The organism is Granulicella rosea, from assembly GCF_900188085.1.
Taxonomy (GTDB): Bacteria; Acidobacteriota; Terriglobia; order Terriglobales; family Acidobacteriaceae; genus Edaphobacter; species Edaphobacter rosea.
The window spans coordinates 508,433-534,176 of the sequence record NZ_FZOU01000004.1; the positions used below are offsets into that span (position 1 = coordinate 508,433).

Sequence of the window (25,744 nt, forward strand, 5' to 3'; positions counted from 1 at the left end):
TAGTTCCCGGTTTACGTCAGCCTCGGCATCTTCTCCGAAAATTCAAACAACATTGATTACCTTCGATGAAACTGGGCGGTACAACCGAGGCTAGCAACTCCAATACAGCCGAGGATTCCCCAGCATGGTCCGTAAATCTCTTGCCGCCCTTATGTCCGCCACGCTCGTTCTGAGCGGCTGCGCAGCCAATGATGTACCTGTCACCTCGCTGGCCGGCCCGACCACGCCCGCGACCGTTACCCCCACGACCAGCGCCCAGGCGATCAAGCATGTCGTCGTCATCTTCGGCGAGAACATCTCCTTAGACCACTACTTCGGCACCTATCCCAACGCCGCCAATCTGCCGGGCGAGAGCAAGTTCACCGCCGCGACCGGGACCCCGACCAACATCGCGAACTACACCACGACCCCCTCCCTGCTGACCGTGAACCCAAACCTCAGCATCGCCAACGGCGCCGGCGCGACGAATCCCTACCGCCTCGATCCCGCGCAGGCCGGCACCGGCGACCAGGACCATAACTACGGTCCGGAGCAGACGGCCTTCGACAACGGCAAGATGGACCTCTTCCCCGCTTCGGTCGGTACGGCGGACGGCACGACGCTCGCGACCGCGACCGGCGCCTCGGCGATCTCGAACACCACCGGCCTGACCATGGGCTACTACGACGGCAACACCGTCACCGCGCTCTGGAACTACGCGCAGCATTATGCGCTGAACGACCACTCCTTCGGCTCGACCTTCGGCCCATCGACGCCCGGCGCGCTCAACGTCGTCTCCGGCCAGACCAACGGCGTCATCAACCCGCTGAACGTCGCCTCGTCCATCGTCGCCGACGGCCAGGGCGGCTACACCGACATCAACGACGCCGACCCCACCGGCGACACCTGCTCCTCCACCAGCGCCAACTTCAGCATGTCGGGCAAGAATATCGGCAATCTGCTGACCACCGCCGGCGTCACCTGGGGCATGTTCTCGGGCGGATTCAACCTGTCCACCACCAACGCCAACGGCACCACCGGCTGCGGCCGCACCACCGGCGCGGTCAACATCCCCGGCAATCCGCTGAAGGCCGACTACATCCCGCACCATGAGCCGTTCCAGTACTACGCCAGCACCGCGAACCTCAGCCACGTCCGCCCCACCTCCACCGCGGTGATCGGCACCAACAACGATGGCGGCGCCAACCACCAGTACGACATCACCGACTTTACCGCTGCGCTCGCGGCCGGCAACATGCCCGCCGTCAGCTACCTGAAGGCGCCTGGCTACCAGGACGCGCACGCGGGCTACTCCGACCCTCTCGATGAGCAGACCTTCATCGTGAATACCGTCAACGCGATCGAGCAGTCGCAGTTCTGGTCGAGCACGGCCATCATCATCGCCTACGACGACTCCGACGGCTGGTACGATCACATGACCGACCTGATCAACGGCTCGGCCACCACCTCCGACTCGCTGAACGGCGCGGGCGTCTGCATCAGCTCCACGGCGGCCGCCGCCGCGCTGCCCGGTCCGAACTCCAACGGCCTGCCGGTCCAGGGCCGCTGCGGCCACGGTCCGCGTCTGCCGCTGCTGGTCATCTCGCCCTGGGCGAACAAGAACTACATCGACAACACCGTCACCGACCAGGCCTCGGTCGTACGCTTCATCGAAGACACCTTCCTTTCGAGCGCACGGCTCGGCGGCGGTTCCTTCGATGCGACCGCCGGCACGTTGAACAACATGTTCAACTTCACGAACGGCGCGGTTGTCCCCAACCCCAACGTGGTGCTCCTGAACCCGACCACCGGACAGGTCACCAGCGGCAACTAACCGCCATTCACCGTCGCGTCATCTTATTCGCCTAACCTGAGTGGGCGGCCCGCAATCCGGGCTGCCCACTCTTTTTTGCGCAAACTGGAGATCTCGTTTGGCTCGATCGCGCCGTACCTTTCTGCAGCAGGCTGCCTCCTGCGGCATCCTCTGGAGCACTCGTTCCGCATTTTCGTTGCAGATGGACCACATGGTCATGGCGCAAAACACCGTCGGCGCGGAACCCCCCGCTCCGCATCGGCCAAAGATGCTGCACTCGCTCGAGCTGGAACCCTTCGTCGACGCACTCCCGCTGCCGCCGCGCGCGCAGGCGCAGAAAAGCTCGCAGAAGCTCCGCATCGTCATGCGCGAGATTCACGCCAAGGTTCACCGCGACGTGCCGCCAACCCGCATGTGGAGCTACGGCGATACGGCCCTGGCCCCGATGATCGAGGCGCGGGCACATCATCCGCTGCAGATCGAGTGGGTCAATTCTCTGCCTGGGAACCATTTCCTCCCCATCGACCACTCGCTGCACGGCTGCGGCCGCGACGTGCCGGACGTGCGCGCCATCGCCCACATGCACGGGGCCAAGGTTTTGCCCAAAGACGACGGGCATCCGGAGGACTGGTTCGTCCCCGGCAAGAGCCTCACCTGCCACTACCCGCTGCAGCAGGACGCGACGGCGCTCTGGTATCACGATCACGCCATGGGTCTGAACCGGCTGAACGTCTACGCCGGGCTCTTCGGCATGATGCTGATCCGCGACGAGGCCGAGGACGCGCTGCGCCTGCCCAGCGGGCCGTACGAGATTCCGCTGATGCTCTACGACCGCGACTTCACCGCCGACGGCCAGCTCTTCTACCCCGACTCCGGCGATCCCGAACACCCGTGGATGCCGGAGTTCTACGCCGACGCGATCCTCGTCAACGGCAAGATCCGTCCGTACCTGGAGGTCGAGCCGCGGATGTATCGCTTTCGCGTCGTGAACGTCGCGAACAGCCGGTTCTTCCAGCTCTCGCTCGCAGGCCCGAAGGCCGGACCGGGCATCGCCGATCCACTCCCCTTCCACCAGATCGGCACGGACCAGGGCCTGCTCGCGCGGCCGGTCGAGATGAAGTCCAGCCTGCTGGCGCCCGCCGAACGCGCGGACCTGCTCATCGACTTCAGCCATGCAGCCGGCGAGAAGCTGCATCTGCGCAACGGCGGCCTTGAGATTCTGGAGTTCCGCGTCGCCGGGCAGGCGCGGGGTTCGGCGGCGTATTCCATTCCCAGCAAGCTCCGCACGATCGACCCGCCGGTCGAGACGACCGCGATCCGCACTCGCACCCTCACACTGGGCGAAAAGCACGACCACATGGGCAATCCCATGCTGATGCTGATCGACGGCAAGCACTGGCACGAGCCGGTCACCGAAAAGCCCCGCCTGAACACGACCGAGATCTGGGAGTTCGTCAACCTGACCGAAGATACGCACCCCATGCACCTGCATCTGGTTCGCTTCCGCATCCTCGACCGCCGGCTCTTCGACGTCTACAAGTTCCAGATGCGGCAGGGCATGCACTACATCGCGCCCGCGACGGCGCCGGAGGCGCATGAGTCCGGCTGGAAGGACGTCGTTCAGTGCAGCCCCGGCATCGTCACACGCATCCTCGTCACGTTCGAAGGCTATACCGGGAACTACCTCTACCACTGCCATGTGCTGGAGCACGAGGCGAACGACATGATGCGGCCTTTCGAGGTCATCGCCTGAGTCGAGGTTTCGTCAAGCGCGCGGGATAAACTGGACTGCATGAAGATCTCCGAGATTCAGGCCGCGCTCACCCGTGCAAAGCTCGATGGCTGGCTGTTCTACGATCACCACAACCGCGATCCGCTCGGCTACCGCATCCTTGGGCTGGAGGAGGGCGGCCACGTGACGCGTCGCTGGTTCTACTTCATCCCGGCTGTGGGCGAACCGCGCAAGCTGGTGCATCGGATCGAGTCCGGCAAGCTGGACGCCGTGCCTGGAGAGAAGCACGTCTACTCCTCCTGGCAGGAGCTGGAGCGCGAACTCACCGCCATGCTCGCCGGCGCGACGAAGATCGCCATGCAGTACAGCCCGCGCAACGCCATCATGTACGTGTCGATGGTCGACGCCGGCACGGTCGAGCTGCTGCGCGAGATGGGCAAGGAGATCGTCAGCTCGGCCGATCTCGTCAGCCAGTTCGAGGCCGTGCTGACCGACGCGCAACTGGAGACGCACTACGCGGCGCAGAGGCTGATCGACGCGATCCTCGCCGAAGCCTGGGTCGAGATGGGCCGGCGCATCCGTGGCGCAGGCACGTCCGAGTACGAGATGGTCGCGTGGCTGCAGAACGCCATGCGCGCGCAGGGCCTGGTCTGGGAGCATGGGCCGAACGTCAGCGCCGGACCCAACAGCGCGGACTCGCACTATGAGCCGAGCGAAGCGACCTCCCGACCGATCGTCGAAGGCGACTTCGTCCTGATCGATATCTGGGGCAAACAAGACCTGCCCCAGAGTATCTTCTACGACATCACCTGGACCGGCGTCGTCGGGCGCGAACCCACGGCGCGGGAACAGCTCATCTTCGAGACAGTCGCAAAGGCGCGCACCGCTGCCTCCGACCTGGTCGCGGCGGCCTACGCAGCAGGCACGCCCATCGCGGGCTGGCAGGCCGACGACGCGGCGCGCGCGGTCATCCGCGAGGCGGGCTTCGCCGACTGGTTCACGCACCGGACCGGACACAACATCGCGGCCGAACTGCACGGCAGCGGCGCACATCTGGACAACCTCGAAACCCACGACGAGCGCCTGATCCTGCCGAACACCTGCTTCTCAGTCGAGCCGGGCATCTACTTTCCCGGCGAGTTCGGCATCCGCAGCGAGGTGAACATGATCGCACGCACCGGCCGAGCCGAGGTGACCGGGCGGATTCAGACCGAGCTAGTGCGTATCTGAACGAAGGCTCAACACTGACGAACTGATATGATGTTGCTGGATGACTACGAATCTGCCCAACTCCCAGGCGCCTGCGCAGGCAGCAAGCCGCTCCTCCGCAATCACCATCGCCGCGCTGATACTGGGCTGGCTCGTTCCCGGAGCAGGCCACATGCTGCTGGGCAAGTACATCCGTGGACTGCTGCTGCTGGGGTCCATCACGATCATGTTCGTGATCGGCATTCAGTTGCAGGGAAAAGTTTATACGCCAAACACGGGCGATCTGCTGGACGTTTTAGGATTCGTAGGCGATCTGGGCTCGGGTATTCTTTACATGCTCGCACGCGCGTTCGACTGGGGCCATGCGTCGGTTCAGATTGCGCTTGCGGACTATGGGACTAAGTTTATCGTCGTCGCCGGGCTGTTGAACATCATCTCGGCGGTGGATGCTCATTCGCTGGCGAATGGGAGGAAGATCTCCTGATGCTCAGCCACTTTCCCGCAGTTTTGCTGTTCGCACTTTGCATGTCCGTCGTCTTCGGCATCACCCAAAGAGCTGAGCCGAAGATGATGATGCGTTTTGGCGCCTACTGCTTTGCCCTGCTCGTCGGTGGCACCATCGCGGCAAGCTGGGTGATGTGGCTCATCAAGCACTAAACAGCAGCGCGCTCCCGGCCCTTGTACACCTCCCCCCTCTGCCATGTCTGTCGATAGGCAACCAGAGCCGCGCGCCATCGGAACCCATCTGCGACCTATGAGTGATTGCCAGCGCATAGAAGATCTGTAGCCTAGATAGCATAGGCGCCGGTTGCGCGAGGTTCTATGTCTTCCATCATGAGTACGTTCGACGAGGCGGCGCGCCTTCAGACGCTTTTCTCGCTTGGCATGCTCGATACCGAACCCGAGGCGGAGTTCGACGAGCTGGTGCAACTCGCGTCGACCATCTGCGAGACGCCCATCAGCCTCGTCACTCTGGTCGACGAACAGCGTCAGTGGTTCAAAGCTACCATGGGCCTTTCCGTGCGCGAGACGCGGCGCGAGGTCTCCTTCTGTGCCCACGCCATCCTGCGACCGGAGCTCTTCGTCGTCGAGGACGCCAGCAAGGACGCCCGCTTCGCGCAGAACCCGCTGGTCACCGGCGATCCCTCCATCCGTTTCTACGCCGGCATGCCGCTACAGACGCCCAACGGGCACCCCATGGGCACGCTCTGCGTCATCGACACGATTCCGCGACAGCTCTCGCCCAACCAGACCGCGGCGCTGCTGGTGCTCGCGAACCAGGTAAAGGTGCGTATGGAACTCCGGCTCCAACGCCGGGCGCTCGAAGACGCGCTGCAGGCGAAGGAGCGCTTTGCCGCCGAGCTGCAGACCAGCGATCAGCGCTTCCGCCTCTTCATGGACCACAGCCCCTTCGTGAGCTACATGAAGGATGAGGACGGCCGCTTCGTCTTCTACAACCGCCGCTTCGCCGAGCGATTCGGCATCGCGATGCAGGAGTGGATCGGGAAGTGCGGCGAGGACCTCTTCCCTCCGGCGATTGCGGATGTATTCCGCGCGAATGACAACGCGATCCTGGCAAGCCGGCAGGGACGCGAAGTAACCGAGCACTCGCTGGAGCACGGACAGGTCTATATCTGGCGGTCGCACAAGTTCCCCTTCATGGAACGCGACGGGCGGCAGATGGTGGCAGGCGTCAGCGTGGACATTACCGGCGATGTCGCTCGCGAAGAAGAGCTGAAGCTCTTTCAGTCGGAGCTGGAGAGTGCGAACAGCCTGCTGCGCGACCTTGCCGTCACCGATGCGTTGACCGGACTGAGCAACCGCCGGGCGTTCGAGGAGCGCTTTGCCATCGAGTTCTCGCAATCGGCGCGGCGGCATCGCCCGCTGACCCTCGTCGTCATGGACATCGACAACTTCAAGCAGGTGAACGATTCTTACGGGCATGGCGCGGGCGACGCCGTCCTGCGCAAGGTCGCCCAGGTGCTCCGCGAGACCACCCGGCTGCCCGACATGGCGGCGCGCTACGGCGGCGAAGAGTTCATCGTGATCCTGCCGGACACCGACGTCCCCCAGGCGATGCTTTGGGCGGATCGCCTGCACGCCGCGCTGGCCAGGGCGGACTGGCCCTACCGGTCCATCACGATGAGCATGGGCGTGGCAGGGCTCGACGAGGAGATTCGCGAGATGGGCCAGCTCGTCGCTCGCGCGGACGAGGCTCTCTACGAGAGCAAACGCGCCGGCAAGAGCCGCGCCACCATCTGGATGCCCGCGGTTACGCGGTAGGGCATCCGGCCGAGACGACAAAAGGCGCACCGCGTGGGTGCGCCTTTTGCATGGGTCGAAACCGAAGACTAGACCTCGGCGTTCGGATCGCCGCCCGTGCCGGGCTGACCCTCTTCAAGCTGCTTCTGCAGCTCTTCGCGCTTCTTGGTGCGAACTTCCGCGCGCTTCTCAGCCTTGGCAGTCAGCTCCTGCTCGGCGCCGAGCAGCTCGATGTAGGCCATCTCCGACGCGTCGCCCTTGCGGGTGTAGGTGCGGATGATGCGCAGGTAGCCGCCCGGACGAGTAGCGTAACGGGGGGCCACCACCGAGAACAGACGGTCGACCGAAGCATCCGTCATCAGGTACGACAGAGCCTGACGGCGCGCATGAACGTCACCGCGCTTGCCCAGCGTGATCATCTTCTCGACGATCGGGCGGGAGGCCTTGCACTTGGTGATGGTCGTCTCAACGCGGTCGTTGAGAATGATCGAGGTGACGAGGTTACGCAGCATGGCGCGACGATGGCTGGTGTTGCGGCCTAGTTTGAATCCTGCATTGCGGTGACGCATGGTGTAATCTCCTTCGGTCCGGCTTCTGCCGTGGACCGGCACTGCTGGAATAGGGGCGCGAAGCCCTTGGTTCAGAAAGCGGTGAAGCTCTTCGTGATAGATACATGGTTCGGGCTCAGAGACCATTTCTGGACCCTGAGCCCCGAACCCTGCACCTTGTTGTTAGAAGTTTTCCGGCTCGGCGCCGAGATCGAGATCGTCATCATCGTCGTCCTCGTCATCGTCGTCGTAGCTGCCGAAGCTCGCCGCCAGCGTTGCCGCCGGCAGAACCGAGGTCGGACCCGGCTGCGGGTTGCCGTTCTCGTCGATCTTCATGCCGAGCGAAAGGCCCATCTGAGCAAGGATTTCCTTGATCTCGTTCAGGCTCTTGCGGCCGAAGTTCTTCGTCTTCAGCATCTCGGCTTCGGTCTTCTGGATCAGCTCGCCGATGGTCGCGATATTGGCGTTCTTCAGGCAGTTGTAGCTGCGCACCGAAAGCTCAAGCTCTTCGACCGAGCGGTTCAGATTCTCGTTGCGGATCGCCGGACCGTCGTGCAGACCGTCGTGGCCTGCCTCCATCTCCTCCTCGAAGTTGATGAAGATGGTCATGTGGTCCTTCAGCAGCTTGGCCGAAAGGCCCAGAGCATCGGCCGGCAGAACCGTGCCGTTGGTCCAGATCTCGAGCGTGAGCTTGTCGTAGTCGGTGATCTGACCGAGACGAGCCGCCTCGACGAGGTAGTTCACCTTGCGGACCGGCGAGTGGACCGAATCGACCGGGATAAAGCCCAGGCCGAGGTCCGCATCGAAGTTCTTGTCCGCCGAAATGTAGCCGCGGCCACGCTTCAGACGCATCTCCATATCGATCTTGCCGCCCTCGGAGACCGTGCAGATGTACACGTTCTTGTCGAGGATCTCGACGTCGCCGTCGGCCTCGATCATGCCGGAGGTGATGACGCCAGCCGCGTCGGCGCGCAGGTAGAGCGCCTTGGGACCGTCGCCCGCGAGCTTGAACGGGATCTGCTTCAGATTCAGGATGATGTCGGTCGCGTCCTCGACGACGCCGGTGATCGACTGGAACTCGTGCAGCACGCCCTCGATGCGAACGGCCGTGACCGCCGCGCCTTCGATGGACGAAAGCAGCGTGCGGCGCAGCGCGTTGCCGATGGTCGTGCCGAATCCGCGCTCGAAGGGCTGTGCGCTGAACTTACCGTACTTGTCGGTCAGGCTGTCGGTTTCAACTGCGAGACGCTTGGGCTTCTGAAAACCTCTCCAAAGCATGTGTTTCTCCTTTTCCGTCACGCGCCGCGAAGCATTTTGCGACGGGCGGATGTTGGTGGTGCGGTGGGACTGCGGGTACCGCGTGTTGCCATGACAGCCAAACGCGGTGAAGGGCCTCGAAGCCCCTCACCGCCTGGCCGACAAACTTTTCTACTACTTCGAGTAGAGTTCGACGATCAGCTGCTCGTTGACCGGGAGCTGAATGTCCTCGCGCTTCGGCAGAGCGACAACCTTGCCGGAGAACTCGTCGCGGTTGATCGTGAGCCACTGCACTGAGCTCAGACCGGAGGCGAAGTCCTTCGCCGTCTCGAGCAGAACCAGCTTGGAAGAACCCTCGCGGACCTTGATCTCATCGCCGACCTTGCACTGGAAGGAGGGGATGTTCACCTTGCGGCCGTTGACCGTGAGGTGTCCGTGACGGACGACCTGGCGGGCCTGGCGGCGGCTGGTGGCGAAGCCGAGACGGTACGCCACGTTGTCGAGGCGGGTCTCGAGTTGCTGCAGGAGCAGTTCGCCGGTGACGCCGGTCTTGGCCGAGGCCTTCTGGTAGTAGGCGCGGAACTGGGTCTCGAGCGTGAAGTAGATGCGCTTGGCCTTCTGCTTCTCACGCAGCTGCAGACCGTAGCCGACAACCTTCTTCACCTTGCGCGACTGGCCGTGCTGTCCCGGGGGAAAGTTACGCTTCTCGACGGGGCACTTCTCGGTGAAGCACTTGGGTCCTTTGAGGAAGAGCTTGACGCCGTCGCGGCGGCACATGCGGCAGACGGGTCCTGTGTAACGTGCCATTTGAATCTCCTGATTGATCCGGAGTGAACCAGATTTCGGTTGTCGATCGCTTTACAGGTCGGCTGACCCTTCTTCACGATCCATGCTGATCTTTACGTGCGTTGGAAGTAAGTACATCTGCTTCCCGCAAAACGAACACTTACAGCCCGTCGCCGACACGCAACTCTTACAAAACTTCGTTTGAGGGCGACAACCGCATACATAGAACCGATCACTTGAGCGAGGTTCAAAGATGCAACGGCTGCAGCCCCCAACGTAGATCAAACGCGGCGGCGCTTCGGCGGACGGCAGCCGTTGTGCGGCATCGGCGTAACGTCGCGGATGCTGCGCACATCGATGCCGGCGGTGGCGAGGGCGCGGATCGCGGACTCGCGGCCGGAGCCGGGACCCGAGACGCGTACATCGACCGAGCGGAGACCGTGGTCGCGCGCTGCGTTGGCGGCACCGACAGCGGCCTGCTGCGCGGCAAACGGGGTGCCCTTGCGGGAGCCGCGGAAGCCGAGCGAGCCGGAGCTCTTCCAGCTCAGCGTGTTGCCGGTCTGGTCGGTGATGGTGACGATGGTGTTGTTGAACGACGCCTGGATGAAGACAAGACCGTACGGAACGTTCTTCCGTTCGCGCTTCTTGAACTTCTTGTTCTTACCTGCGGCCGCCTTGTTCTTCTGCTGATTCTGTGTCTTCGCCATTTACTTGGTCGCTTTCTTCTTACCGGCAACCGTGCCCTTGCGGGGACCCTTGCGAGTACGAGCGTTGGTGTGGGTGCGCTGGCCGCGAACCGGCAGCGAGCGACGGTGGCGAAGGCCACGGTACGACTGAATCTCGATCAGGCGCTTGATGTTGAGCGAGATCTCCTTGCGGAGGTCGCCTTCGATCTGGCCTTCCTTTTCGATGATCTGACGGATAGTGTTGAGCTGGTCTTCATCGAGCGTACCGACCTTGACGATCGGGTCGATGCCGGCCTCGGTCAGAATCTTCGCTGCACGCGAATCGCCGATGCCGTAAATGTAGGTGAGACCGATGCGTACCTGCTTGTTATTCGGTACGTCGACTCCGGAGATACGAGCCATGGTGAATCCTTTTCAGGGTTGAGCCCTCAGGCCTTGCCAGAGGTGCGGGGTGATGGGTTTGCGGTTGCTCCGCCGGGTTCAACGCAAGCCTTGACTTCGGCTAACTAGCCTGGCGGTACCGGGTGTGAACTGAACTTAGCCCTGACGCTGCTTGTGCTTCGCGTTCTCACAGATCACGCGAACCACGCCACGGCGATGGATGACCTTGCACTTGTCACAGATCTTCTTTACAGATGCACGTACCTTCATTGGTGGATCCCTTCATTCCCTCGCATGGCTCGCGCCCGCGAGGCTTTTGCACACGGGTTTTACGCCGAGGCTATTCGCACACAACAGCACAACCCGAAGGCGGCGCCTTTGCAAAACTTTTGGTTTGGAGACTTGCGTTCCGCGCCTGAGGCCTACAGCTATTTGTAGCGGTAGACGATACGGCCACGGTTGAGGTCGTACGGGCTCAACTCGATCGCAACGCGGTCGCCGGGGAGAATGCGGATGAAGTTCTTGCGCATGCGTCCCGAGACGTGAGCGAGAGCCTGGTGCTTATTCTCAAGCTCCACCTTGAACATCGCATTCGGCAGCGTCTCGACGACGACCGCCATCACTTCAATTGCATCTTCCTTCGACAAACGAATCTCCTTGTGACTTCACAGACGACACATCCGGCGGCCATCCGACCGCCCAATGCACCATCTTCAATACTACTTCAACTTTCGCCGCAGGTGGGAGAAAAGATCAGCGAGTCAGGACGTATGGTCCATCCTTGGTGATCGCGACCGTGTGCTCGAAGTGCGCCGAGTAGCTGCCGTCGAGCGTAATCGCCGTCCAGCCGTCCTTCAACACCTTCACCTCGGCCCCGCCGGCGTTGATCATCGGCTCGATCGCAAGCACCATCCCCGCCTTCAGCCGCGGCCCTTTGCCCGCAACGCCGTAGTTCGGCACCTGCGGATCCTCGTGCATCGCGCGCCCAATGCCGTGCCCCACGAACTCGCGGACCACGCCGAAGCCCGCCGCCTCGCACATCTCCTGTACCGCGTTGCCGATATCGCCCAAACGGCCGCCGACGACCGCAAACTTGATCGCCTCTTCGAGCGACGCCTGGGTGACATCCAGCAGCTTGCGCGTCTGCGGGCTCGCCTTGCCCACCGCATACGTCACCGCGCAGTCCGAATAGAAGCCGTCGACGATCACGCCACAGTCGATCGAGACGATATCGCCGTCCTTCAGCACTGTCTTCACATTCGGAATGCCATGCACAACCTGGTGATTCACCGACGTGCAGAGAGCTGCCGGGAAGCCGTGGTAGCCCTTGAACGCGGCGACAGCCTTGAGTTCCGCAATCTTTTTGACGGCTGCTTCTTCGAGATCCATCGTCGTCGCGCCCACCTGCACGATGGGGCGAATCGCTTCATGCACCTGCCGGAGAATGATTCCGGAGTGGCGCATCTTCTCAATCTCTTGAGGGGTCTTGATCATGATCGCCATGGTTATTTCACGCTCCCGGCGACAGCGGGAAACTCCGCCCGCAGCTCCTGCAATGCCGCTACAATCTCCGCCGCCACGGCCTCAACCGAAAGGTCGCCGTTGACCGAGCGAAAGCGGCCCGAATTCTGGTAGTGCGGGACGACAGGAAGCGTCTTCGCTTCGTACTCGCGCATCCGCTTGTGAAACGATTCTTCCGTATCGTCGTCACGCTGCAACAGCGCCGCGCCATCGTCATTGCAACGGTTTTCGATCTTCGGAGGATTCGAGTAGATGTTGTAAATACAACCGCACTGGGGACAACTGCGGCGGCCGGTGATGCGTCGCAGAAGCTGATCCTCGTCCACGCGAATCTGTACGGCGACGAGCGGCGGCAGTTCGCTTTGTTCCGCCGTGTAAGCGTCCAGCCACTGTGCCTGCCCGAGCGTCCGGGGAAAGCCGTCGAGAATGTAGCCTTGTGCAGCGTCCGGTTCCGAGAGGCGCGACGCAACCATCTCGTTCACCAGATCGTCCGGCACCAGTTTGCCTTCGCGCACCAGGCTTTCGAAGAGTTTGCCCAGTTCGGTCTGGCGGGTACGGTGGTCGCGCAGCAGGTCGCCGGTCGAGATCTGCGGCACGCCAAACTGCGTGACGAGAATTTTGGCCTGCGTGCCCTTGCCTGCGCCGGGAGGCCCGATGAGCAGTACGGGCCCGGGCAGGAACTCTCCTGCCAGGGCCGCATGGTTCGTATTGTGGTTCGATTCCGTCACGTTCGTCGCGCCTACCAGCTCCGCTTTCCGCGGATGCGGCCCGACTTCGGCGAGAAGCCGTCGTAGTGGCGCATGATGAGCTGCGATTCGATCTGCTGGATCGTATCCGTCGCCACACCCACCACGATCAGCAGCGAGGTGCCGCCGAAGTAGAAGTTGACGCCCAGACCGTTGGTCATCCAGGTCGGCAGATGGTCGAACGCTCCGCCGATGAGCCACAGGTGGTTGAAGTGAATACCCGAGATCAACAGCGTCGGGATGATCGTGATGATGATCAGGTAGATCGCGCCAACCAGCGTGATGCGCGTCAGCACATCGTTGATGAAGTCCGACGTGCGGCGGCCAGGACGGATGCCGGGGATGAACCCGCCATACTTCCGCATGTTGTCCGCGATGTCGTCCGGACGGAAGACGATCGAGATGTAGAAGTAGGCGAAGAAGATGATCGCCGCAGCCTGCAAAAGCACGTACCAGGGTTCACCCGGCGCCAGATTGCGCAGGATGGGACCGAAGAACGAGGTATCCACCAGCTTGGGGCTGCCGAAGAAGCTCATGTTCGAAAACAGCAATGGAGCCGACAGGATCGAGCTCGCGAAGATGACCGGCATCACGCCGCCGGAGTTCACCTTCAGCGGCAGATGGGTCGACTGGCCGCCCATCATCTTGCGACCGACGATGCGCTTGGCGTACTGCACCGGAATACGGCGCTCCGACCGCTCGACAAAGATAATGAAGGCGACGACGCCAACCATCAGCGCGATCAGGATCAGGATCGCCACCGGGGTGAATCCGCCCCATGCGTTGGTGCTGGCCTTGACGTAAAGCTCATTGATGCCCGCAGGCAGACCGACCACAATACCCGTAAAGATCAGCAGCGACATGCCGTTGCCGATGCCGCGCTCGGTGATCTGCTCGCCCAGCCACATGATGAAGGCCGTACCGGTGGTCAGAGTCAGGACGCACATCGGAATGAACGCGCCGCGGGAGATGGTCACCATGGGCGCGCCGGTGGTCGTGTTGGTCAGAGTCATCGCGATGGCGAAGGACTGTACGATCGCGAGCAGCACCGTGACGTAACGGGTCCACTGGGTGATCTTCCGGCGGCCAAGCTCGCCTTCCTTCTGCAGCTTCGCGAGCGGCTCATAGATGACCGTCAGGAGCTGGAAGATGATCGACGCCGTGATGTACGGCATGATGCCCAGCGCGAAGATGGTCAGCTTGCGCAGGTTGCCGCCCGAGAACAGGTCGACGAGGCCGAGCGCCGAACCCGCGTTCTGGCTGAAGAACTGCGCCAGCATGTCGGCGTTGATGCCCGGCGTAGGGATGTGTCCGCCCAGGCGATAGACGGCGAGCAGGCCCAGGGTGAAGAACACCCGCTTGCGCAGGTCGGGGATACGGAAGATGTTTGCGATCTTGTCGAACATCGAAGAGAAGGTCCCCCACAGGGTGGCGATACGGAAAGTCGTTACTTGAAATGGAAAGACGGGGGCACGTTGCCCCCGCTTGCCATGCTATCGCAGATTACGCGCCAATCAGAATCGCCTGTCCGCCGGCAGCCTCGATGGCGGCCTTGGCCGACGCCGAGAACTTGTGCGCATGGACGGTGATGGCTGCCTTGATCTCGCCGTTGTTCAGCACCTTGATCAGGCCGTTCTTGCGGCGAAGCAGGTTCAGCTCAACGATCTTCTCGAGCGAGAACTCGGCGGTTCCGGTCGCGGCGTTGATCTCAGCCAGACGATCGAGACCGACCACGGTGTACTCCACGCGGAAGATGTTGGTGAAGCCGCGCTTCGGCAGACGACGGTGAAGCGGCATCTGGCCGCCCTCGAAGCCGCGCATCAGGGACGAACCCGAACGCGAGCCCTGACCCTTGTGTCCACGGGTCGAGGTCTTACCCATGCCCGAACCCATACCGCGGCCGACGCGCTTCTTGTTTTCATTCGCCTTGGTGGGCGGACGCAGATTGGAAAGATTACGAATTGCCATGTTGTCCTCGCTCAACGCCGGCGGCAGGGTATGCCGATCCGACTCGCATATGGTTGTGAAACGAAATTAGTCGACGATACGGACGAGGTGCGGAACCTTTGCCACCATGCCACGGATCGAGGGGGAGTCCTCGCGGACGACGACCTGATTGAGACGCGTGAAGCCAAGACCCTTGATGACGAGCTTGTGCTTGACCGGCGTGCAGATCATCGAACGGAAGTACTGAAGCTTGAATGTTGCCTTGTCTGCCATTGTTCTTCTCCGACCTGAATCTGAAAGTTTTTACAGCTCGTCGACGGACTTGCCACGCAGCGCCGCAACTTCAGCGCGGTCGCGCAGTTGGACCAGAGCGTCGAACGTCGCCTTGACCACGTTGTGCGGATTGGCGGTGCCGAGCGACTTGGTGAGCACGTTCTGGATGCCGGCCGAAGTCATGACGGCGCGAACCGTCTTGCCGGCGATGACGCCAGTACCTTCCGGAGCCGGCTTCAACATCACCTGGCCTGCGCCGAAGTGGCCCAGAACCTGGTGCGGGATGGTCGTCTCGGTGAGGTTGATCTTGAAGAGGTTCTTCTTGGCGGCTTCGATGCCCTTGCGGATCGCCTGGGGAACTTCCTTCGCCTTGCCGGAGCCGTAGCCGACCACGCCTTCAGCCGGGTCGCCGATGACGACCAGAGCCGCGAACGACATGTTCTTACCGCCCTTGACGACCTTCGTGACGCGGTTGATCGAAACAACCTCGTCCTTGAGGTTGAGGCGGTTGGCGTCGAGTTTCTTGCGGATTGCCATAGTATTTATCCTGTCTAAATCGAAACTTGTGGGGTGGCTACTGCTTAGAAGTCGAGTCCAGCCTCGCGTGCGGCCTCTGCGAGAGCCTTCACGCGACCGTGATACAGGTAGCCGCCACGGTCGAATACGACCTTCTTGACGCCCTTCTCGATACCGCGCTCGGCGATGAGCTTGCCCACCAGCTTGGCGGCCTCGATGTTGCCGCCGTAGACGGCCTCTTCACCCTTCTTGGTCATCGAAGAGGCAGCGGCGATCGTCACGCCGTTGAGATCGTCGATCAGCTGGGTGTAGATGTGGTTGAGCGAGCGGTACACATTGAGGCGGGGACGCTCGGCGGTGCCGGACATCTTCTCGCGGATGCGGGTGTGGACGCGCTGGCGGATTACGTTACGTTCGCGGGGCTTGATCATGGTGATTCCTTCCTAGTGGCGTACGCAGAGTGCTGCGGACGTTCGGTAATGTTTTGGGCACCGGGTCGAGATCCTTAGGATCGGGGCACGGTACTTAGGCCGGTAGAGCCGAGGCGGCACCGGAGAAGCGGGAGCCAGAGCAGCAGGTTCTTCATGCTGCTTTGGCCCCGGCATCTCGGAGTTACTTCGCGCCCGTCTTTCCGACCTTCTTCTTCAGCTTCTCGCCGGTGTAGCGAACGCCCTTGTTCTTGTAGGGATCCGGCTTGCGCAGCGAGCGCATGTCGGCGGCGACCTGTCCGACCTGCTGGCGATCGATGCCTGCGATGGTCAGGTGGAGCTGCTTGGGATCGATGGTGACTTCGATGCCGGTGGGCAGCGGGAACTCGATCGGGTGAGAGTAGCCGAGCGTGAATACGACCATGCCCTTACCCTTCAGCTCGGCGCGATAACCGATGCCGACGATGTCGAGATCCTTCGTCCAGCCGGTGGTCACGCCGGTGACGGCGTTGAAGACCAGGGCGCGGGTGAGGCCGTGGAAGCCCGAGAGCTTATCGTTCTCACGCTCAACGATCAGGTGACCGTCCTTCTCGACGACCGTGATACCGGTCGCGATCAGCGCGGAGACCTTGCCCTTGGGCCCGGTGACGTTGAACTTGCCATCTTCGATCGTGTACTTGACGCCTGCGGGCAGCGCGATCGGCTTCTTACCAATACGGGACATGAGATTTCCTTGGGTGGCTTGCGAGTCTGGTCGGGATGCATGCGAGCATCCCGACCTTCCACTGCAGCCGGCGGCCTGAGCCGCTGTCGAACTAAATACGTGAAATTACCAGGCCAGGTCTACCAGACTTCGGCAAGGAGCTATCGGCCAACTACGCGCGATCTCCCAAAGTCCGTTGAAGTTACCAGACCTCAGCGAGAAGCTCTCCGCCAACACCTTCGCGGCGCGCCTGGCGGCCGGTCATGACACCCTTGGGCGTCGTCATGATCGAGATACCAAGACCACCCTGTACGCGGCGGATCTCGTTCTTGCCGAGATATACGCGGCAGCCGGGGCGCGAGACGCGCTTCAGGTCGCGAATGACAGCCTCATTGTTCGGGCCGTACTTCAGGTAAACGCGGATGACCTTCTGGCCGTCTTCCTCGGTCGCCTTGTAGTTCGCGATATAGCCCTCTTCCTTCAGGATACGGGCGATCTCGCTCTTCAGCTTCGAGGCAGGAGCGTCCAGCTTCTGGTGGCGGGCGCGCATGGAGTTACGGATGCGGGTCAAAAAGTCTGCTACAGGGTCGGTCAGATTCATTCCATCTCCAATGACACTCCCCGTTCGCCCGAAGTGTCTCTTCGAGAACCAGCGGGAGTGTTTGCTGCGGTAAAGCGGGACCGAAGCGGAAGCCTCGGCCCGTGAAAACTACCAGCTCGACTTGACGACGCCCGGAATCTCACCCTTGAGAGCGAGCGAGCGGAAGCAGAGACGGCATACGCCAAACTTGCGGAGGAACGCGCGAGGACGGCCGCAGAGCTGGCAGCGGTTGTGCTGGCGAGACTTGAACTTCGGGACGCGGGCGTCTTTGACGCGCTTTGCAGTAGTTGCCATGATCTGGACTATCCTATCTTCTTTGAAACCTTATCCCCCGAGCGGCTACCGCTCAGGGGAGTGTCGTTGAATCTTAGGCGCCAACGCGGAAGGGCATACCGAAGGCCTTCAGCAGGGTGCGAGCGCCGTTGTCGTCGGGCGAGGTCGTGACGATGGTCACGTTCATACCCTTGGTCTTGTCGACCTTCGCGTAGTCGATTTCAGCGAAGATCAGCTGGTCGCGCAGACCCAGCGTGTAGTTGCCGCGACCGTCGAAGCTCTTGGACGACACGCCGCGGAAGTCGCGGACGCGGGGCAGAGCCACCGAGATCAGGCGATCGAGAAACTCGTACATTTTATCGCCGCGCAGGGTGACCATCGCGCCGATCGGCATGCCTTCACGCACCTTGAACTGCGCGATCGACTTCTTCGCCTTGGTCGTCACCGGCTTCTGGCCGGTAATCGCGGCCAGGTCGGCCACCAGCGGATCGATAATCTTCACGTTCTGGGTCGCTTCGCCCAGACCCATGTTGATGACGATCTTTTCGAGCTTCGGCACGGCCATTGCATTGGTGATGCCGAGTTCCTTCTTCACCGACTCCTTGATTTCGGAGTCGTACTTTTCACGCAGACGTGACGCCATGATGGAATTTCGCTTTCTCCACGGTGTTCGGAGTAGTGAAGAGGGTCTTCCCTGGGTGGTTCGGCCTGGGCCGGGAACTCGACTTCGCGTTTACCGTTTCGTGGGGTGAACCGTTACTGCATTGAGTGCAGCCGTGCGCCTTTGGCACACAGTTTCCTAGTGTACAGGCCGGACGCACCGCATGTCGATAGAAATTCCAGTTAAACTGGAATTTCTATCGACGTTCCGACAAACCAGAGAGTTACTTCTTGACGGGGAGCGCCGCGCCGGTGGTCTTCGCGTAGCGGACGTTCTTATCGCCTTCGACGCGCGTTCCAACCTTCGTTGCCTTGCCTTCACCGTCGACCAGTTGCACGTTCGAGATGTGGATCGTCGCTTCCTGCTCCGCGATGCCACCCTGGATGTTCTTCTGGGGGTTCGGCTTCACGTGCTTCTTCATCATCATCACGCCCTGGACCAGGACGCGGTTCTTGTCGGCGAGCACGCGCAGAACGCGGCCCTTCTTGCCCTTATCCTTACCGGCGATGACAATGACTTCGTCGTTGCGCTTGATCTTGATCTTCGACTTCACAACAGGCTTGAACTTGGTAGGCATCGTGTTACTCCGTATCCGCCGGCTGTTTCCGCCGGACGGCCTTGCGGACTTGCTCCGCAGGTGAATGGTGCGAAAAGGCGAGCTGCGAGCCGGAACTCACAGCCGAAAACTAGATGACTTCGGGGGCCAGCGAGACGATCTTGAGGAACTTCTTCTCGCGCAGCTCACGGGCGACCGGTCCGAAGACGCGGGTGCCGACCGGCTCGTTACCGTCGTTGATCACCACGGCAGCGTTCGAGTCGAACCGGATGTACGTGCCATCGCGGCGACGCGCTTCCTTGCGCAGACGTACGATCACAGCCTTGACGACCTTGCCCTTCTTGACCGTGCCGTCGGGCGAAGCTTCCTTCACCGCAGCCGTCACGACGTCCCCGAGGCCGGCCTTCTTGCCCAGGCCGCCACCAAGCGGCAGGATGACCTGCAGCTTGCGGGCGCCGGAGTTGTCGGCCACTTCAAGGATGGTACGCATTTGTACTGACATTTCAATCTCCTCGGAGCCGCAGGGGCTCCGTCAACACAAAGGGCTTGGGTTCAATCCCTAGTCCCTATTCCCTGAACTACTTGGCTTCGACGGCGACCGGAGCGACATCCTTGACGTCCGACAGAGAAGAACGGCGAACGATCTCCTCAAGCGACCAGCGCTTCAGCTTCGAGAGCGGACGCGCCTCGCGGATGCGGACGACATCGCCCAGGCGAGCCGAGTTCTGCTCGTCATGCGCGTAGAACTTCTTGTTCGACTTCATGACGCGCTTGTACTTGGGGTGCGCCTTGCGCATCTCGATCTCAACGACGATCGTCTTCTGCATCTTGGTCGAGACGACGATCCCAACCTTCTCGTTGCGGCGCGTTGTGGGCTCAGCCGTGGTGGCGGTCGCCGGAGTGGTATTGGTCTCGGTCATAGTTATGCCTTCTTCGCTTTCTTGCGGTCGGTGCGGGTGCTCTTGGCCGGAGCGGCGTTCACCACCGCGGGGTTGGCTGCCTTGTCGGCGGCGATGACGCGCTCGCGGGCAACAGTCTTCGAGCGGGCGATATCCAGCTTGAGGACACGCAGCTTCTTGATGCCCTCCTGGTTGCCGAGGCTCTTCTGGAAGCGGAGACGGAAGAGCTGCTCAGCCGCGCTCAGCTCGGCCTTCACCAACTCTTCGTCACTCAGTGTGCGGATCTTTTCGAGTTCCATGATTATCCTTCTTCAATCTTCAACAGTGCGGCCGGAACTACTTCGCGGCTACGGTGACCTTGACGTCGTGGCGCTGGACGAAGCTCGTCTTCAGCGGCAGCTTGTGAGCCGCCAGGCGCATCGCTTCCTTCGCGAGCTCGGGCGTAACGCCCTCCATCTCGAACAGGATGCGGCCAGGACGGACGACGCAAACCCAGTGATCCGGAGCGCCCTTGCCCTTACCCATACGGGTTTCGGCCGGCTTCTTCGTGATCGGCTTGTCCGGGAAGAGACGGAGCCAGACCTTACCGCCACGCTTGATGAAACGCGTCATCGCGATACGGCTTGCCTCGATCTGGCGGTCGGTGATGTAACCGCACTCCATGACCTTCAGGCCGTAGTCGCCGAACGAGAGATCGGAGCCACGCCAGGCCTTGCCCTTCATACGGCCGCGCTGCTGCTTGCGGAACTTTACCTTCTTTGGCATCAACATGATGAAACCCTCTTAGAGGTTCGGGCGAGGCGTACTCGCCCGAACGTAGTCGTTCTCCGGCAGAGCCGGGAAAATTGCTTATGCCGTGAAGGCGCCCGTGGTCACCGGGGTGGATGCACCCTGGTCGCGACGCTTGCGCGCCTCGTAGATATCGCCGCGGTAGACCCAGGTCTTGACGCCGATGATCCCGTAGGTGGTGTGCGCCTCGGAGAAGCCGTAGTCGATGTCCGCACGCAGCGTGTGCAGCGGCAGACGGCCCTGCAGATACCACTCCGAACGCGCAATTTCGTTGCCGTTCAGACGGCCCGATACACGGACCTTGATACCCTTGCAGCCGAAACGCAGAGCCGAATCGACCGACTTGCGCATCGCGCGACGGAAGCTGACGCGCTTCTCGAGCTGCAGAGCGATCGCCTCGGAGACAAGCTGAGCATCGAGCTCCGGCTTGTTGACCTCGAGGATGTCGATGAAGACCTCGCGCGAGGTGCGCTTCTGAATGTCTGCCTTCAGCTTGTCGATCTCGGCGCCCTTGCGACCGATGATGATGCCCGGACGCGCGGTGCGGATGATCAGGCGCAGCTTGTTGCCCGGACGCTCGACCTCGACCGACGATACGCCGGCGGCCTTCAGCTTCTCGCGCAGCTCGGCCTTGAGCTTGACGTCCTCGACAAGCAGCTTGTCATAGCCACGCTCTACAAACCAGCGCGACTTCCACGGCTTGTTGATGCCGAGGCGAAACCCATACGGATGGACTTTCTGTCCCATAGCTTCCCTTTACTCCAGGCCCTCTCCGGTTGAGCCGGCGGCCTATGTTCCGAAACTTTAATCTTACCCTGAATGGAGGCTGCGAACTACGCGGCGACCGGCTTCTTGGTGGCGGCCTTCTTGGCTGCCGGCTTCTTTGCCGCAGGCTTGCCTGCCGCCTTGGTTGCCGGGGTCGCGGGCGCCGACTTCTTGACGCCCTGCTCGACGACCGGCTTCTCGGCTACCGTCACAATGATGTGGCAGAGACGGCGCTGGTAGCGGAACGCGCGACCCATCGGCGCAGGCCGAATGCGCTTGAGGCGCGGGCCTTCGTTGGCGACGGCGGTCTTCACAAACAGGTTGTCGACATCGACATCCAAGCCCTGCTCGCTCGAGAGGTGCGCTGCGTTCGCGATCGCGGACTGCAACACCTTCTCAATCACCGGAGCCATGCGCTTGGTGCTGAAGTGAACTGCATTGATGGCAGCCTCGACGCGCAGGCCCTTGATGGTGTCAAGGACCAGCTTCGCCTTCTGCGGGCTGGTGCGCTGAAACTTTGCTTCAGCGCGAAACTCTCGAATTGGTGCAACTGCCTTAGCCATGATCTTCGTCCTTCGGAGACTTCCTGCCGTTTCGTAACGGCGAATACTATCTGGTTACTGGAACGGTGCGGCTTAGCTCTTCGGCTTCGCCGAGGTCTCGCCGGCGCGTGCGGAGTGACCCTTGAACGTGCGGGTAGCGGAGAACTCGCCCAGCTTGTGGCCGACCATGTTCTCGGTCACATACACCGGGATGAACTTGCGGCCGTTGTGCACCGCGATCGTGTGTCCGACCATCTCCGGGAAGATGGTCGAACGACGCGACCAGGTGCGCAGAACCTTCTTGTCGTTTGTCTGATTCATGACCGTGATCTTGGTCAGGAGATGGCCGTCGATGAAAGGGCCCTTCTTGGCGGAACGTGACATATGTCCTTACTCCATATTTCCTGTTACATGCTGAATACGACGAATCTCTTAGGTGCGAGACTTGGTGTTGCCCTTTGGTGCTGCTACAAGTCACGAACTACAGAAGCTAACCACTAACAACTAGCGACTAACCAACTACAACGACTTACTTCTGACGGCGCTTCACGATGAATACGTCGGTCCGCTTGTTGTTGCGGGTCTTGTATCCACGGGTCGGCTGGCCCCACGGAGTTACCGGGTGACGTCCGCCGGAGGTCTTACCTTCACCACCGCCGTGCGGGTGATCGACGGGGTTCATCGAGACACCGCGGTTGGCGGGGCGAATACCCTTCCAGCGGTTGCGGCCGGCCTTACCGATCGTCACATTCTCGTGATCGGTGTTGCCTACCTGGCCGATGGTCGCCATGCACTCGACCAGAACCTTGCGGGTCTCACCGGAGGGCAGCTTCAGCAGCGCGTATGCGCCTTCCTTGGCGATCAGGTTGACCTGTGCGCCGGCCGAGCGGGCCATCTGCGCGCCCTTACCGGGACGCAGCTCGATGTTGTGAACGATTGTACCGATCGGGATGTTCTTGAGCGGCAGTGCGTTGCCGACGAGAATATCGGCATCGGGGCCGCTCATGATCTTCTGCCCAACCGTCAGACCGACCGGCTGAATGATGTAGCGCTTCTCACCATCCGCGTAATGCACCAGCGCGATGCGCGAGCTGCGGTTCGGGTCGTACTCGATGGTCGCGACGGTTGCGGGGATACCGAACTTGTCGCGCTTGAAGTCGATCAGGCGCAGCTTCTGCTTGTGACCGCCGCCCTGGTGGCGGATGGTCATGGCGCCGGAGCTGTTACGTCCACCGGTGCGCGGCTTTACGCCCAGAAGCGGCTTGTACGGCTCGTTCGTCGTAATGTCGTCGTTGACGAGCTTCGTCTGGAAGCGCAGCGTCGGGGTAATCGGTCGAAAAGATTTAATCGGCATCGTTATTCCATTCTCCTGGCAGGCCCCACACGGGGGCCACTCTCCAGTTAGGTCCATCTTGTCTTTACTAATTTGCTAATCACTAGCAACTAAGAACTGCGCTTAGATGCTGTTGAGATACTCAGGCATCTTCTGTCCTTCAGCGAGACGGACATAAGCCTTCTTCCAGTCGGGGCGGTAGCCGGCGTAACGGCCACGGCGACGCTCCTTGCCTTCGACGATCGCGGTGCGAACGCCGTTGACCTTGACCTTGAACAAGGTCTCGACAGCCTGCTTCACTTCGGTCTTGGTCGCCTTCAGGTCGACCTCGAACACCAGGGTGTTCTGGACTTCCTTGACGGTCATGCCTTTTTCGGTGATGACCGGACGACGGATTACGGTATAGAGGGTAGGCATTATGCAACCTCCTTCTGCGCAGCGAGCTGACGCTTGGAGACGGACTTCTTCAGCGTCTCCTGAATGGCTTCGAGCGCGTCCTTCGAGAAGATCGCATGCTCGTAGCGAAGCAGGTCATACGGGTGAACCTCGGAGCTCAGAACCAGCTCCACGCCCTGCAGGTTGCGCGAGCCCAGGTAAAGGTTCTCGTCCAGCTTGCGGCTCGACTCGACCAGCAGCGTGGTCTTACCGGCTTCGAGCTTGTTCAGCGCCGTGCGGTACAGCTTGGTCTTGCCCTCGGCGACGGCGAACGAGTCGACGATCGTGAACTTGCCGTCGGCGATCTTCGCGGCGATGGCCGAGCGGAGCGCGCCCATCAGCTTCTTCTTCGGGAACTGATACTCATAGCTGCGCGGCTGAGGTCCGTGGACCGTGCCGCCGCCACGCCAGAGCGGGGTGCGGATGGAGCCGACGCGTGCGCGGCCGGTCCCCTTCTGCTTCCACAGCTTCTTGCCCGCACCCGAGACGTTCTTACGGGTCTTCGTTGCCGCCGTACCCTGGCGCAGAGCCGCGCGGTAGTGCTTCACGGCCTCCCAGAGCAGACCATCGTTGATCTCCGCCGGGAAGACCTCGTCGAGGAGATCGAACTCCCCGACTTTGGTCCCAGCGAGATTGACTACGTTGATGCTTGCCATCGTAACTCTCTCTTCTTGCCCACCATCGATGCGGTGGGCCTTCCCTTTGCTTGTCCGCGAATCCGGCGGCTCGGTATAACCATTGAAACAAAAAACTAAAAGCTCTTTGTCGTCTTTCTTTACTTCTTCTTGCTCGGAGCAGCCTTCTTCGAAGCCTTCAGAGCGTCCTTCGTGGCGGCTCCGGCGAATCCACGACGCTCGCGCGGCGGGGTCTTGGCCTTCGAGATCAGCACGAAGCCGTCGCGATGTCCGGGTACCGCGCCTTCGACGAGGATGAGGTTGTCCTCAACGTCGATCGCGCGGATGCGGAGGTTGCGTACGGTAATCTGCACCGCGCCCATGTGACCCGGCATGCGCTGGCCCGGGAAGACGCGCGAGGGGAACGAAGAAGCGCCGATCGAACCCTGCACCTGGAACATGTGACCGTGAGACTTGGGTCCGCCACCGAAGCCGTGGCGGCGAATGACGCCTGCGAAGCCGCGGCCCTTCGAGGTGCCGATGACATCGACAAAACGCTCGTTCTCGAAGATGTCGACCAGAACGCGATCGCCAGCCTTTACTTCGGAACCAGCCTCAAAGCCAACTTCCTTGATGACCTTGACCGGGGGTACATTCGACTTCGCGAAGTGACCGTTCATCGCCTTGGTGACGCGCGAGGCCTTGACGAAATCGACATAGCCGATCTGTGCAGCTTCGTAACCATCATTCGCCAGCGTCTTGAGCTGCGTGATCACGCAGGGGCCTGCCTTGAGAACGGTGACCGGATGAACGTCGCCGCGCTCATCGAAGATCTGGGTCATGCCGATTTTCTTACCGAGAATACCGATTACTGACATTGTTGCTTCCTTTCCTCATCATGCCTTCGACTGAGTAAGTTGAGGCACTGCCGGGGTTTATCTTTCGTTATCTTCGAACTACTTCTGAACCGTCTTGATTTCGACATCGACGCCGGCGGGAAGATCGAGCTTCATGAGCGCGTCCACCGTCTGCTGCGTGGGCTCGAGGATGTCGATCAGGCGCTTGTGCGTGCGGATCTCGAAGGCCTCGCGCGACTTCTTGTCTACGTGGGGCGAACGCAGAACGCAATACTTGTTCTTCATGGTCGGGAGCGGGATGGGACCCGCAACCTGGGCTCCCGTGCGCTTTGCCGTCTCGACGATCTCGCCGGTCGACTGGTCCAGCACGCGGTAGTCATATGCCTTCAAACGAATTCTGATTCTCTGTCCAGCCATGGTAAGTCTCTTTCTTAGTTCAAAGATCGCTTGGAGTGGCTGCCGCCGATCAACCTCTACACCGAACGGCAGCCCTCGATTTGCTAACACTACTCACGAACAACTAACCACTAGCAGCGCTACTTGATGATCTCGGAGATCGTGCCCGCGCCGACGGTACGTCCACCCTCACGGATGGCGAAGCGCAGACCCTTCTCCATCGCGACCGGCGTGTG

General features: G+C 61.4%; 38 protein-coding genes. 6 read left to right on the forward strand and 32 right to left on the reverse strand.

All coding sequences use genetic code 11. From position 1 onward, the window contains the following. Positions 1 to 124: 124 nt before the first annotated feature. The 6 genes from CHB87_RS13975 (at position 125) to CHB87_RS13995 (ending at position 7,016) form a co-directional block, all read left to right on the forward strand. Complete coding sequence (locus CHB87_RS13975; RefSeq protein ID WP_089409040.1) at positions 125 to 1,813, forward strand: phospholipase C; 1,689 nt, start codon at positions 125 to 127, stop codon at positions 1,811 to 1,813. Positions 1,814 to 1,910: 97 nt separating this feature from the next. Beyond that, a complete protein-coding gene (locus CHB87_RS13980) occupies positions 1,911 to 3,545 on the forward strand; it encodes a multicopper oxidase family protein (RefSeq protein ID WP_245817992.1) in 1,635 nt (544 codons plus the stop codon). Between the two features lie 39 nt (positions 3,546 to 3,584). Next, positions 3,585 to 4,754 carry a M24 family metallopeptidase gene (locus CHB87_RS13985; protein ID WP_089409041.1) on the forward strand — a complete coding sequence of 390 codons (1,170 nt, stop codon included), beginning with the start codon at positions 3,585 to 3,587 and terminating at the stop codon, positions 4,752 to 4,754. Between the two features lie 40 nt (positions 4,755 to 4,794). Further along, positions 4,795 to 5,217, forward strand: coding sequence for a DUF6677 family protein (locus CHB87_RS13990; protein WP_089409042.1), 423 nt, complete (start codon positions 4,795 to 4,797; stop codon positions 5,215 to 5,217). Further along, the gene (locus tag CHB87_RS22310) at positions 5,217 to 5,390 is read left to right on the forward strand and encodes a hypothetical protein (RefSeq protein ID WP_176441765.1); all 174 of its coding nucleotides are present in this window, start codon (positions 5,217 to 5,219) and stop codon (positions 5,388 to 5,390) included. Before CHB87_RS13990 ends, CHB87_RS22310 begins: the two co-directional genes overlap by 1 nt. Positions 5,391 to 5,555: 165 nt before the next feature. Next, complete coding sequence (locus tag CHB87_RS13995; protein WP_089409043.1) at positions 5,556 to 7,016, forward strand: diguanylate cyclase; 1,461 nt, start codon at positions 5,556 to 5,558, stop codon at positions 7,014 to 7,016. 68 nt (positions 7,017 to 7,084) lie between these two features. Here CHB87_RS13995 and rplQ read toward each other — a convergent pair whose 3' ends face one another. The 32 genes from rplQ to CHB87_RS14155 all read right to left on the reverse strand — a co-directional run. Next, positions 7,085 to 7,564 (reverse strand): 50S ribosomal protein L17, encoded by a 480-nt coding sequence (gene rplQ, locus CHB87_RS14000; RefSeq protein WP_089409044.1) that lies wholly within the window; start codon positions 7,562 to 7,564, stop codon positions 7,085 to 7,087. A 162-nt stretch (positions 7,565 to 7,726) separates the two neighbouring features. Beyond that, positions 7,727 to 8,821, reverse strand: a complete 1,095-nt coding sequence (locus tag CHB87_RS14005; RefSeq protein WP_089409045.1) for a DNA-directed RNA polymerase subunit alpha — start codon at positions 8,819 to 8,821, stop codon at positions 7,727 to 7,729. A 153-nt stretch (positions 8,822 to 8,974) separates the two neighbouring features. Continuing rightward, positions 8,975 to 9,607, reverse strand: a complete 633-nt coding sequence (rpsD, locus tag CHB87_RS14010) for a 30S ribosomal protein S4 (protein ID WP_089409046.1) — start codon at positions 9,605 to 9,607, stop codon at positions 8,975 to 8,977. 260 nt (positions 9,608 to 9,867) lie between these two features. Then, positions 9,868 to 10,293, reverse strand: a complete 426-nt coding sequence (gene rpsK, locus CHB87_RS14015; protein ID WP_089409047.1) for a 30S ribosomal protein S11 — start codon at positions 10,291 to 10,293, stop codon at positions 9,868 to 9,870. Then, a complete protein-coding gene (gene rpsM / locus CHB87_RS14020; protein WP_089409048.1) occupies positions 10,294 to 10,674 on the reverse strand; it encodes a 30S ribosomal protein S13 in 381 nt (126 codons plus the stop codon). Positions 10,675 to 10,809: 135 nt separating this feature from the next. Then, positions 10,810 to 10,923 (reverse strand): 50S ribosomal protein L36, encoded by a 114-nt coding sequence (gene rpmJ, locus CHB87_RS14025; protein WP_013581269.1) that lies wholly within the window; start codon positions 10,921 to 10,923, stop codon positions 10,810 to 10,812. A 158-nt stretch (positions 10,924 to 11,081) separates the two neighbouring features. After that, on the reverse strand, positions 11,082 to 11,300 hold the full coding sequence (infA, locus tag CHB87_RS14030; RefSeq protein ID WP_013581270.1) for a translation initiation factor IF-1: 219 nt from the start codon (positions 11,298 to 11,300) through the stop codon (positions 11,082 to 11,084). A gap of 106 nt (positions 11,301 to 11,406) precedes the next feature. Continuing rightward, on the reverse strand, positions 11,407 to 12,156 hold the full coding sequence (map, locus tag CHB87_RS14035) for a type I methionyl aminopeptidase (protein WP_089409049.1): 750 nt from the start codon (positions 12,154 to 12,156) through the stop codon (positions 11,407 to 11,409). Positions 12,157 to 12,158: 2 nt separating this feature from the next. Further along, positions 12,159 to 12,902: an adenylate kinase gene (locus tag CHB87_RS14040; protein ID WP_089409050.1), complete on the reverse strand. Its 744-nt coding sequence runs from the start codon at positions 12,900 to 12,902 to the stop codon at positions 12,159 to 12,161. A gap of 11 nt (positions 12,903 to 12,913) precedes the next feature. Next, positions 12,914 to 14,326: a preprotein translocase subunit SecY gene (gene secY / locus CHB87_RS14045; protein WP_089409051.1), complete on the reverse strand. Its 1,413-nt coding sequence runs from the start codon at positions 14,324 to 14,326 to the stop codon at positions 12,914 to 12,916. A 97-nt stretch (positions 14,327 to 14,423) separates the two neighbouring features. Continuing rightward, the gene (gene rplO / locus CHB87_RS14050; protein ID WP_089409103.1) at positions 14,424 to 14,888 is read right to left on the reverse strand and encodes a 50S ribosomal protein L15; all 465 of its coding nucleotides are present in this window, start codon (positions 14,886 to 14,888) and stop codon (positions 14,424 to 14,426) included. A 66-nt stretch (positions 14,889 to 14,954) separates the two neighbouring features. Further along, on the reverse strand, positions 14,955 to 15,140 hold the full coding sequence (gene rpmD / locus CHB87_RS14055) for a 50S ribosomal protein L30 (protein ID WP_089409052.1): 186 nt from the start codon (positions 15,138 to 15,140) through the stop codon (positions 14,955 to 14,957). Between the two features lie 30 nt (positions 15,141 to 15,170). Continuing rightward, positions 15,171 to 15,677, reverse strand: coding sequence for a 30S ribosomal protein S5 (gene rpsE, locus CHB87_RS14060; RefSeq protein WP_089409053.1), 507 nt, complete (start codon positions 15,675 to 15,677; stop codon positions 15,171 to 15,173). Positions 15,678 to 15,721: 44 nt separating this feature from the next. Further along, on the reverse strand, positions 15,722 to 16,087 hold the full coding sequence (gene rplR / locus CHB87_RS14065; protein ID WP_089409054.1) for a 50S ribosomal protein L18: 366 nt from the start codon (positions 16,085 to 16,087) through the stop codon (positions 15,722 to 15,724). 181 nt (positions 16,088 to 16,268) lie between these two features. Continuing rightward, complete coding sequence (gene rplF / locus CHB87_RS14070; protein ID WP_089409055.1) at positions 16,269 to 16,808, reverse strand: 50S ribosomal protein L6; 540 nt, start codon at positions 16,806 to 16,808, stop codon at positions 16,269 to 16,271. A gap of 181 nt (positions 16,809 to 16,989) precedes the next feature. Then, on the reverse strand, positions 16,990 to 17,388 hold the full coding sequence (gene rpsH / locus CHB87_RS14075) for a 30S ribosomal protein S8 (protein ID WP_089409056.1): 399 nt from the start codon (positions 17,386 to 17,388) through the stop codon (positions 16,990 to 16,992). A gap of 108 nt (positions 17,389 to 17,496) precedes the next feature. Beyond that, a complete protein-coding gene (locus CHB87_RS14080) occupies positions 17,497 to 17,682 on the reverse strand; it encodes a type Z 30S ribosomal protein S14 (protein ID WP_089409057.1) in 186 nt (61 codons plus the stop codon). A 73-nt stretch (positions 17,683 to 17,755) separates the two neighbouring features. Beyond that, positions 17,756 to 18,304, reverse strand: coding sequence for a 50S ribosomal protein L5 (gene rplE / locus CHB87_RS14085; protein WP_089409058.1), 549 nt, complete (start codon positions 18,302 to 18,304; stop codon positions 17,756 to 17,758). A gap of 241 nt (positions 18,305 to 18,545) precedes the next feature. After that, on the reverse strand, positions 18,546 to 18,899 hold the full coding sequence (rplX, locus tag CHB87_RS14090) for a 50S ribosomal protein L24 (protein WP_089409059.1): 354 nt from the start codon (positions 18,897 to 18,899) through the stop codon (positions 18,546 to 18,548). Positions 18,900 to 19,008: 109 nt separating this feature from the next. Next, on the reverse strand, positions 19,009 to 19,380 hold the full coding sequence (rplN, locus tag CHB87_RS14095; RefSeq protein ID WP_089409060.1) for a 50S ribosomal protein L14: 372 nt from the start codon (positions 19,378 to 19,380) through the stop codon (positions 19,009 to 19,011). Between the two features lie 76 nt (positions 19,381 to 19,456). Then, complete coding sequence (gene rpsQ / locus CHB87_RS14100) at positions 19,457 to 19,798, reverse strand: 30S ribosomal protein S17 (protein WP_089409061.1); 342 nt, start codon at positions 19,796 to 19,798, stop codon at positions 19,457 to 19,459. Positions 19,799 to 19,800: 2 nt separating this feature from the next. After that, entirely contained in the window at positions 19,801 to 20,076 is a 276-nt protein-coding gene (rpmC, locus tag CHB87_RS14105) for a 50S ribosomal protein L29 (RefSeq protein WP_089409062.1), read from the reverse strand. 37 nt (positions 20,077 to 20,113) lie between these two features. Next, on the reverse strand, positions 20,114 to 20,548 hold the full coding sequence (gene rplP, locus CHB87_RS14110; RefSeq protein ID WP_089409063.1) for a 50S ribosomal protein L16: 435 nt from the start codon (positions 20,546 to 20,548) through the stop codon (positions 20,114 to 20,116). A 78-nt stretch (positions 20,549 to 20,626) separates the two neighbouring features. Beyond that, complete coding sequence (gene rpsC / locus CHB87_RS14115; RefSeq protein ID WP_089409064.1) at positions 20,627 to 21,313, reverse strand: 30S ribosomal protein S3; 687 nt, start codon at positions 21,311 to 21,313, stop codon at positions 20,627 to 20,629. An 86-nt stretch (positions 21,314 to 21,399) separates the two neighbouring features. Further along, on the reverse strand, positions 21,400 to 21,894 hold the full coding sequence (gene rplV, locus CHB87_RS14120) for a 50S ribosomal protein L22 (RefSeq protein ID WP_089409065.1): 495 nt from the start codon (positions 21,892 to 21,894) through the stop codon (positions 21,400 to 21,402). Positions 21,895 to 21,966: 72 nt separating this feature from the next. Continuing rightward, positions 21,967 to 22,257, reverse strand: coding sequence for a 30S ribosomal protein S19 (gene rpsS / locus CHB87_RS14125; RefSeq protein WP_089409066.1), 291 nt, complete (start codon positions 22,255 to 22,257; stop codon positions 21,967 to 21,969). 145 nt (positions 22,258 to 22,402) lie between these two features. Beyond that, a complete protein-coding gene (gene rplB / locus CHB87_RS14130; protein WP_089409067.1) occupies positions 22,403 to 23,227 on the reverse strand; it encodes a 50S ribosomal protein L2 in 825 nt (274 codons plus the stop codon). Positions 23,228 to 23,329: 102 nt separating this feature from the next. Further along, complete coding sequence (locus CHB87_RS14135; protein WP_089409068.1) at positions 23,330 to 23,623, reverse strand: 50S ribosomal protein L23; 294 nt, start codon at positions 23,621 to 23,623, stop codon at positions 23,330 to 23,332. After that, entirely contained in the window at positions 23,623 to 24,297 is a 675-nt protein-coding gene (gene rplD / locus CHB87_RS14140; RefSeq protein ID WP_089409069.1) for a 50S ribosomal protein L4, read from the reverse strand. Before rplD ends, CHB87_RS14135 begins: the two co-directional genes overlap by 1 nt. A 119-nt stretch (positions 24,298 to 24,416) precedes the next feature. Further along, positions 24,417 to 25,133, reverse strand: a complete 717-nt coding sequence (rplC, locus tag CHB87_RS14145) for a 50S ribosomal protein L3 (protein ID WP_089409070.1) — start codon at positions 25,131 to 25,133, stop codon at positions 24,417 to 24,419. A gap of 78 nt (positions 25,134 to 25,211) precedes the next feature. After that, a complete protein-coding gene (rpsJ, locus tag CHB87_RS14150) occupies positions 25,212 to 25,529 on the reverse strand; it encodes a 30S ribosomal protein S10 (RefSeq protein WP_089409071.1) in 318 nt (105 codons plus the stop codon). Positions 25,530 to 25,648: 119 nt separating this feature from the next. Further along, on the reverse strand, positions 25,649 to 25,744 hold a 96-nt coding region (locus tag CHB87_RS14155), incomplete at its 5' end, for an EF-Tu C-terminal domain-related protein (protein WP_142988355.1).

Coding starts and splice junctions, on each gene's coding strand:
- rpmC (WP_089409062.1), bottom strand. CDS start 20,076: ATGGAACTCGAAAAGATCCGCACACTGAGTGACGAAGAGTTGGTGAAG.
- rplO (WP_089409103.1), bottom strand. CDS start 14,888: ATGGCAATTCGTAATCTTTCCAATCTGCGTCCGCCCACCAAGGCGAAT.
- rplV (WP_089409065.1), bottom strand. CDS start 21,894: ATGGCTAAGGCAGTTGCACCAATTCGAGAGTTTCGCGCTGAAGCAAAG.
- map (WP_089409049.1), bottom strand. CDS start 12,156: ATGGCGATCATGATCAAGACCCCTCAAGAGATTGAGAAGATGCGCCAC.
- rpsD (WP_089409046.1), bottom strand. CDS start 9,607: ATGGCACGTTACACAGGACCCGTCTGCCGCATGTGCCGCCGCGACGGC.
- rplX (WP_089409059.1), bottom strand. CDS start 18,899: ATGCCTACCAAGTTCAAGCCTGTTGTGAAGTCGAAGATCAAGATCAAG.
- rplC (WP_089409070.1), bottom strand. CDS start 25,133: ATGTCAGTAATCGGTATTCTCGGTAAGAAAATCGGCATGACCCAGATC.
- CHB87_RS14135 (WP_089409068.1), bottom strand. CDS start 23,623: ATGCCTACCCTCTATACCGTAATCCGTCGTCCGGTCATCACCGAAAAA.
- CHB87_RS13995 (WP_089409043.1), top strand. CDS start 5,556: ATGTCTTCCATCATGAGTACGTTCGACGAGGCGGCGCGCCTTCAGACG.
- rplE (WP_089409058.1), bottom strand. CDS start 18,304: ATGGCGTCACGTCTGCGTGAAAAGTACGACTCCGAAATCAAGGAGTCG.
- rpsJ (WP_089409071.1), bottom strand. CDS start 25,529: ATGGCTGGACAGAGAATCAGAATTCGTTTGAAGGCATATGACTACCGC.
- rpsC (WP_089409064.1), bottom strand. CDS start 21,313: ATGGGACAGAAAGTCCATCCGTATGGGTTTCGCCTCGGCATCAACAAG.
- CHB87_RS14005 (WP_089409045.1), bottom strand. CDS start 8,821: ATGCTTTGGAGAGGTTTTCAGAAGCCCAAGCGTCTCGCAGTTGAAACC.
- rplD (WP_089409069.1), bottom strand. CDS start 24,297: ATGGCAAGCATCAACGTAGTCAATCTCGCTGGGACCAAAGTCGGGGAG.
- rplR (WP_089409054.1), bottom strand. CDS start 16,087: ATGATCAAGCCCCGCGAACGTAACGTAATCCGCCAGCGCGTCCACACC.
- CHB87_RS22310 (WP_176441765.1), top strand. CDS start 5,217: ATGCTCAGCCACTTTCCCGCAGTTTTGCTGTTCGCACTTTGCATGTCC.
- rplF (WP_089409055.1), bottom strand. CDS start 16,808: ATGTCCCGTATTGGTAAGAAGCCGATCGCGCTGCCCGCAGGCGTCAAG.
- rpsM (WP_089409048.1), bottom strand. CDS start 10,674: ATGGCTCGTATCTCCGGAGTCGACGTACCGAATAACAAGCAGGTACGC.
- rpmD (WP_089409052.1), bottom strand. CDS start 15,140: ATGGCAGACAAGGCAACATTCAAGCTTCAGTACTTCCGTTCGATGATC.
- rplP (WP_089409063.1), bottom strand. CDS start 20,548: ATGTTGATGCCAAAGAAGGTAAAGTTCCGCAAGCAGCAGCGCGGCCGT.
- rpsQ (WP_089409061.1), bottom strand. CDS start 19,798: ATGACCGAGACCAATACCACTCCGGCGACCGCCACCACGGCTGAGCCC.
- rpsH (WP_089409056.1), bottom strand. CDS start 17,388: ATGAATCTGACCGACCCTGTAGCAGACTTTTTGACCCGCATCCGTAAC.
- rpmJ (WP_013581269.1), bottom strand. CDS start 10,923: ATGAAGGTACGTGCATCTGTAAAGAAGATCTGTGACAAGTGCAAGGTC.
- rpsK (WP_089409047.1), bottom strand. CDS start 10,293: ATGGCGAAGACACAGAATCAGCAGAAGAACAAGGCGGCCGCAGGTAAG.
- rpsE (WP_089409053.1), bottom strand. CDS start 15,677: ATGGCAATCCGCAAGAAACTCGACGCCAACCGCCTCAACCTCAAGGAC.
- rpsS (WP_089409066.1), bottom strand. CDS start 22,257: ATGTCACGTTCCGCCAAGAAGGGCCCTTTCATCGACGGCCATCTCCTG.
- CHB87_RS13990 (WP_089409042.1), top strand. CDS start 4,795: ATGACTACGAATCTGCCCAACTCCCAGGCGCCTGCGCAGGCAGCAAGC.
- CHB87_RS14080 (WP_089409057.1), bottom strand. CDS start 17,682: ATGGCAACTACTGCAAAGCGCGTCAAAGACGCCCGCGTCCCGAAGTTC.
- CHB87_RS13985 (WP_089409041.1), top strand. CDS start 3,585: ATGAAGATCTCCGAGATTCAGGCCGCGCTCACCCGTGCAAAGCTCGAT.
- rplQ (WP_089409044.1), bottom strand. CDS start 7,564: ATGCGTCACCGCAATGCAGGATTCAAACTAGGCCGCAACACCAGCCAT.
- rplB (WP_089409067.1), bottom strand. CDS start 23,227: ATGCCGATTAAATCTTTTCGACCGATTACCCCGACGCTGCGCTTCCAG.
- CHB87_RS13975 (WP_089409040.1), top strand. CDS start 125: ATGGTCCGTAAATCTCTTGCCGCCCTTATGTCCGCCACGCTCGTTCTG.
- secY (WP_089409051.1), bottom strand. CDS start 14,326: ATGTTCGACAAGATCGCAAACATCTTCCGTATCCCCGACCTGCGCAAG.
- rplN (WP_089409060.1), bottom strand. CDS start 19,380: ATGTCAGTACAAATGCGTACCATCCTTGAAGTGGCCGACAACTCCGGC.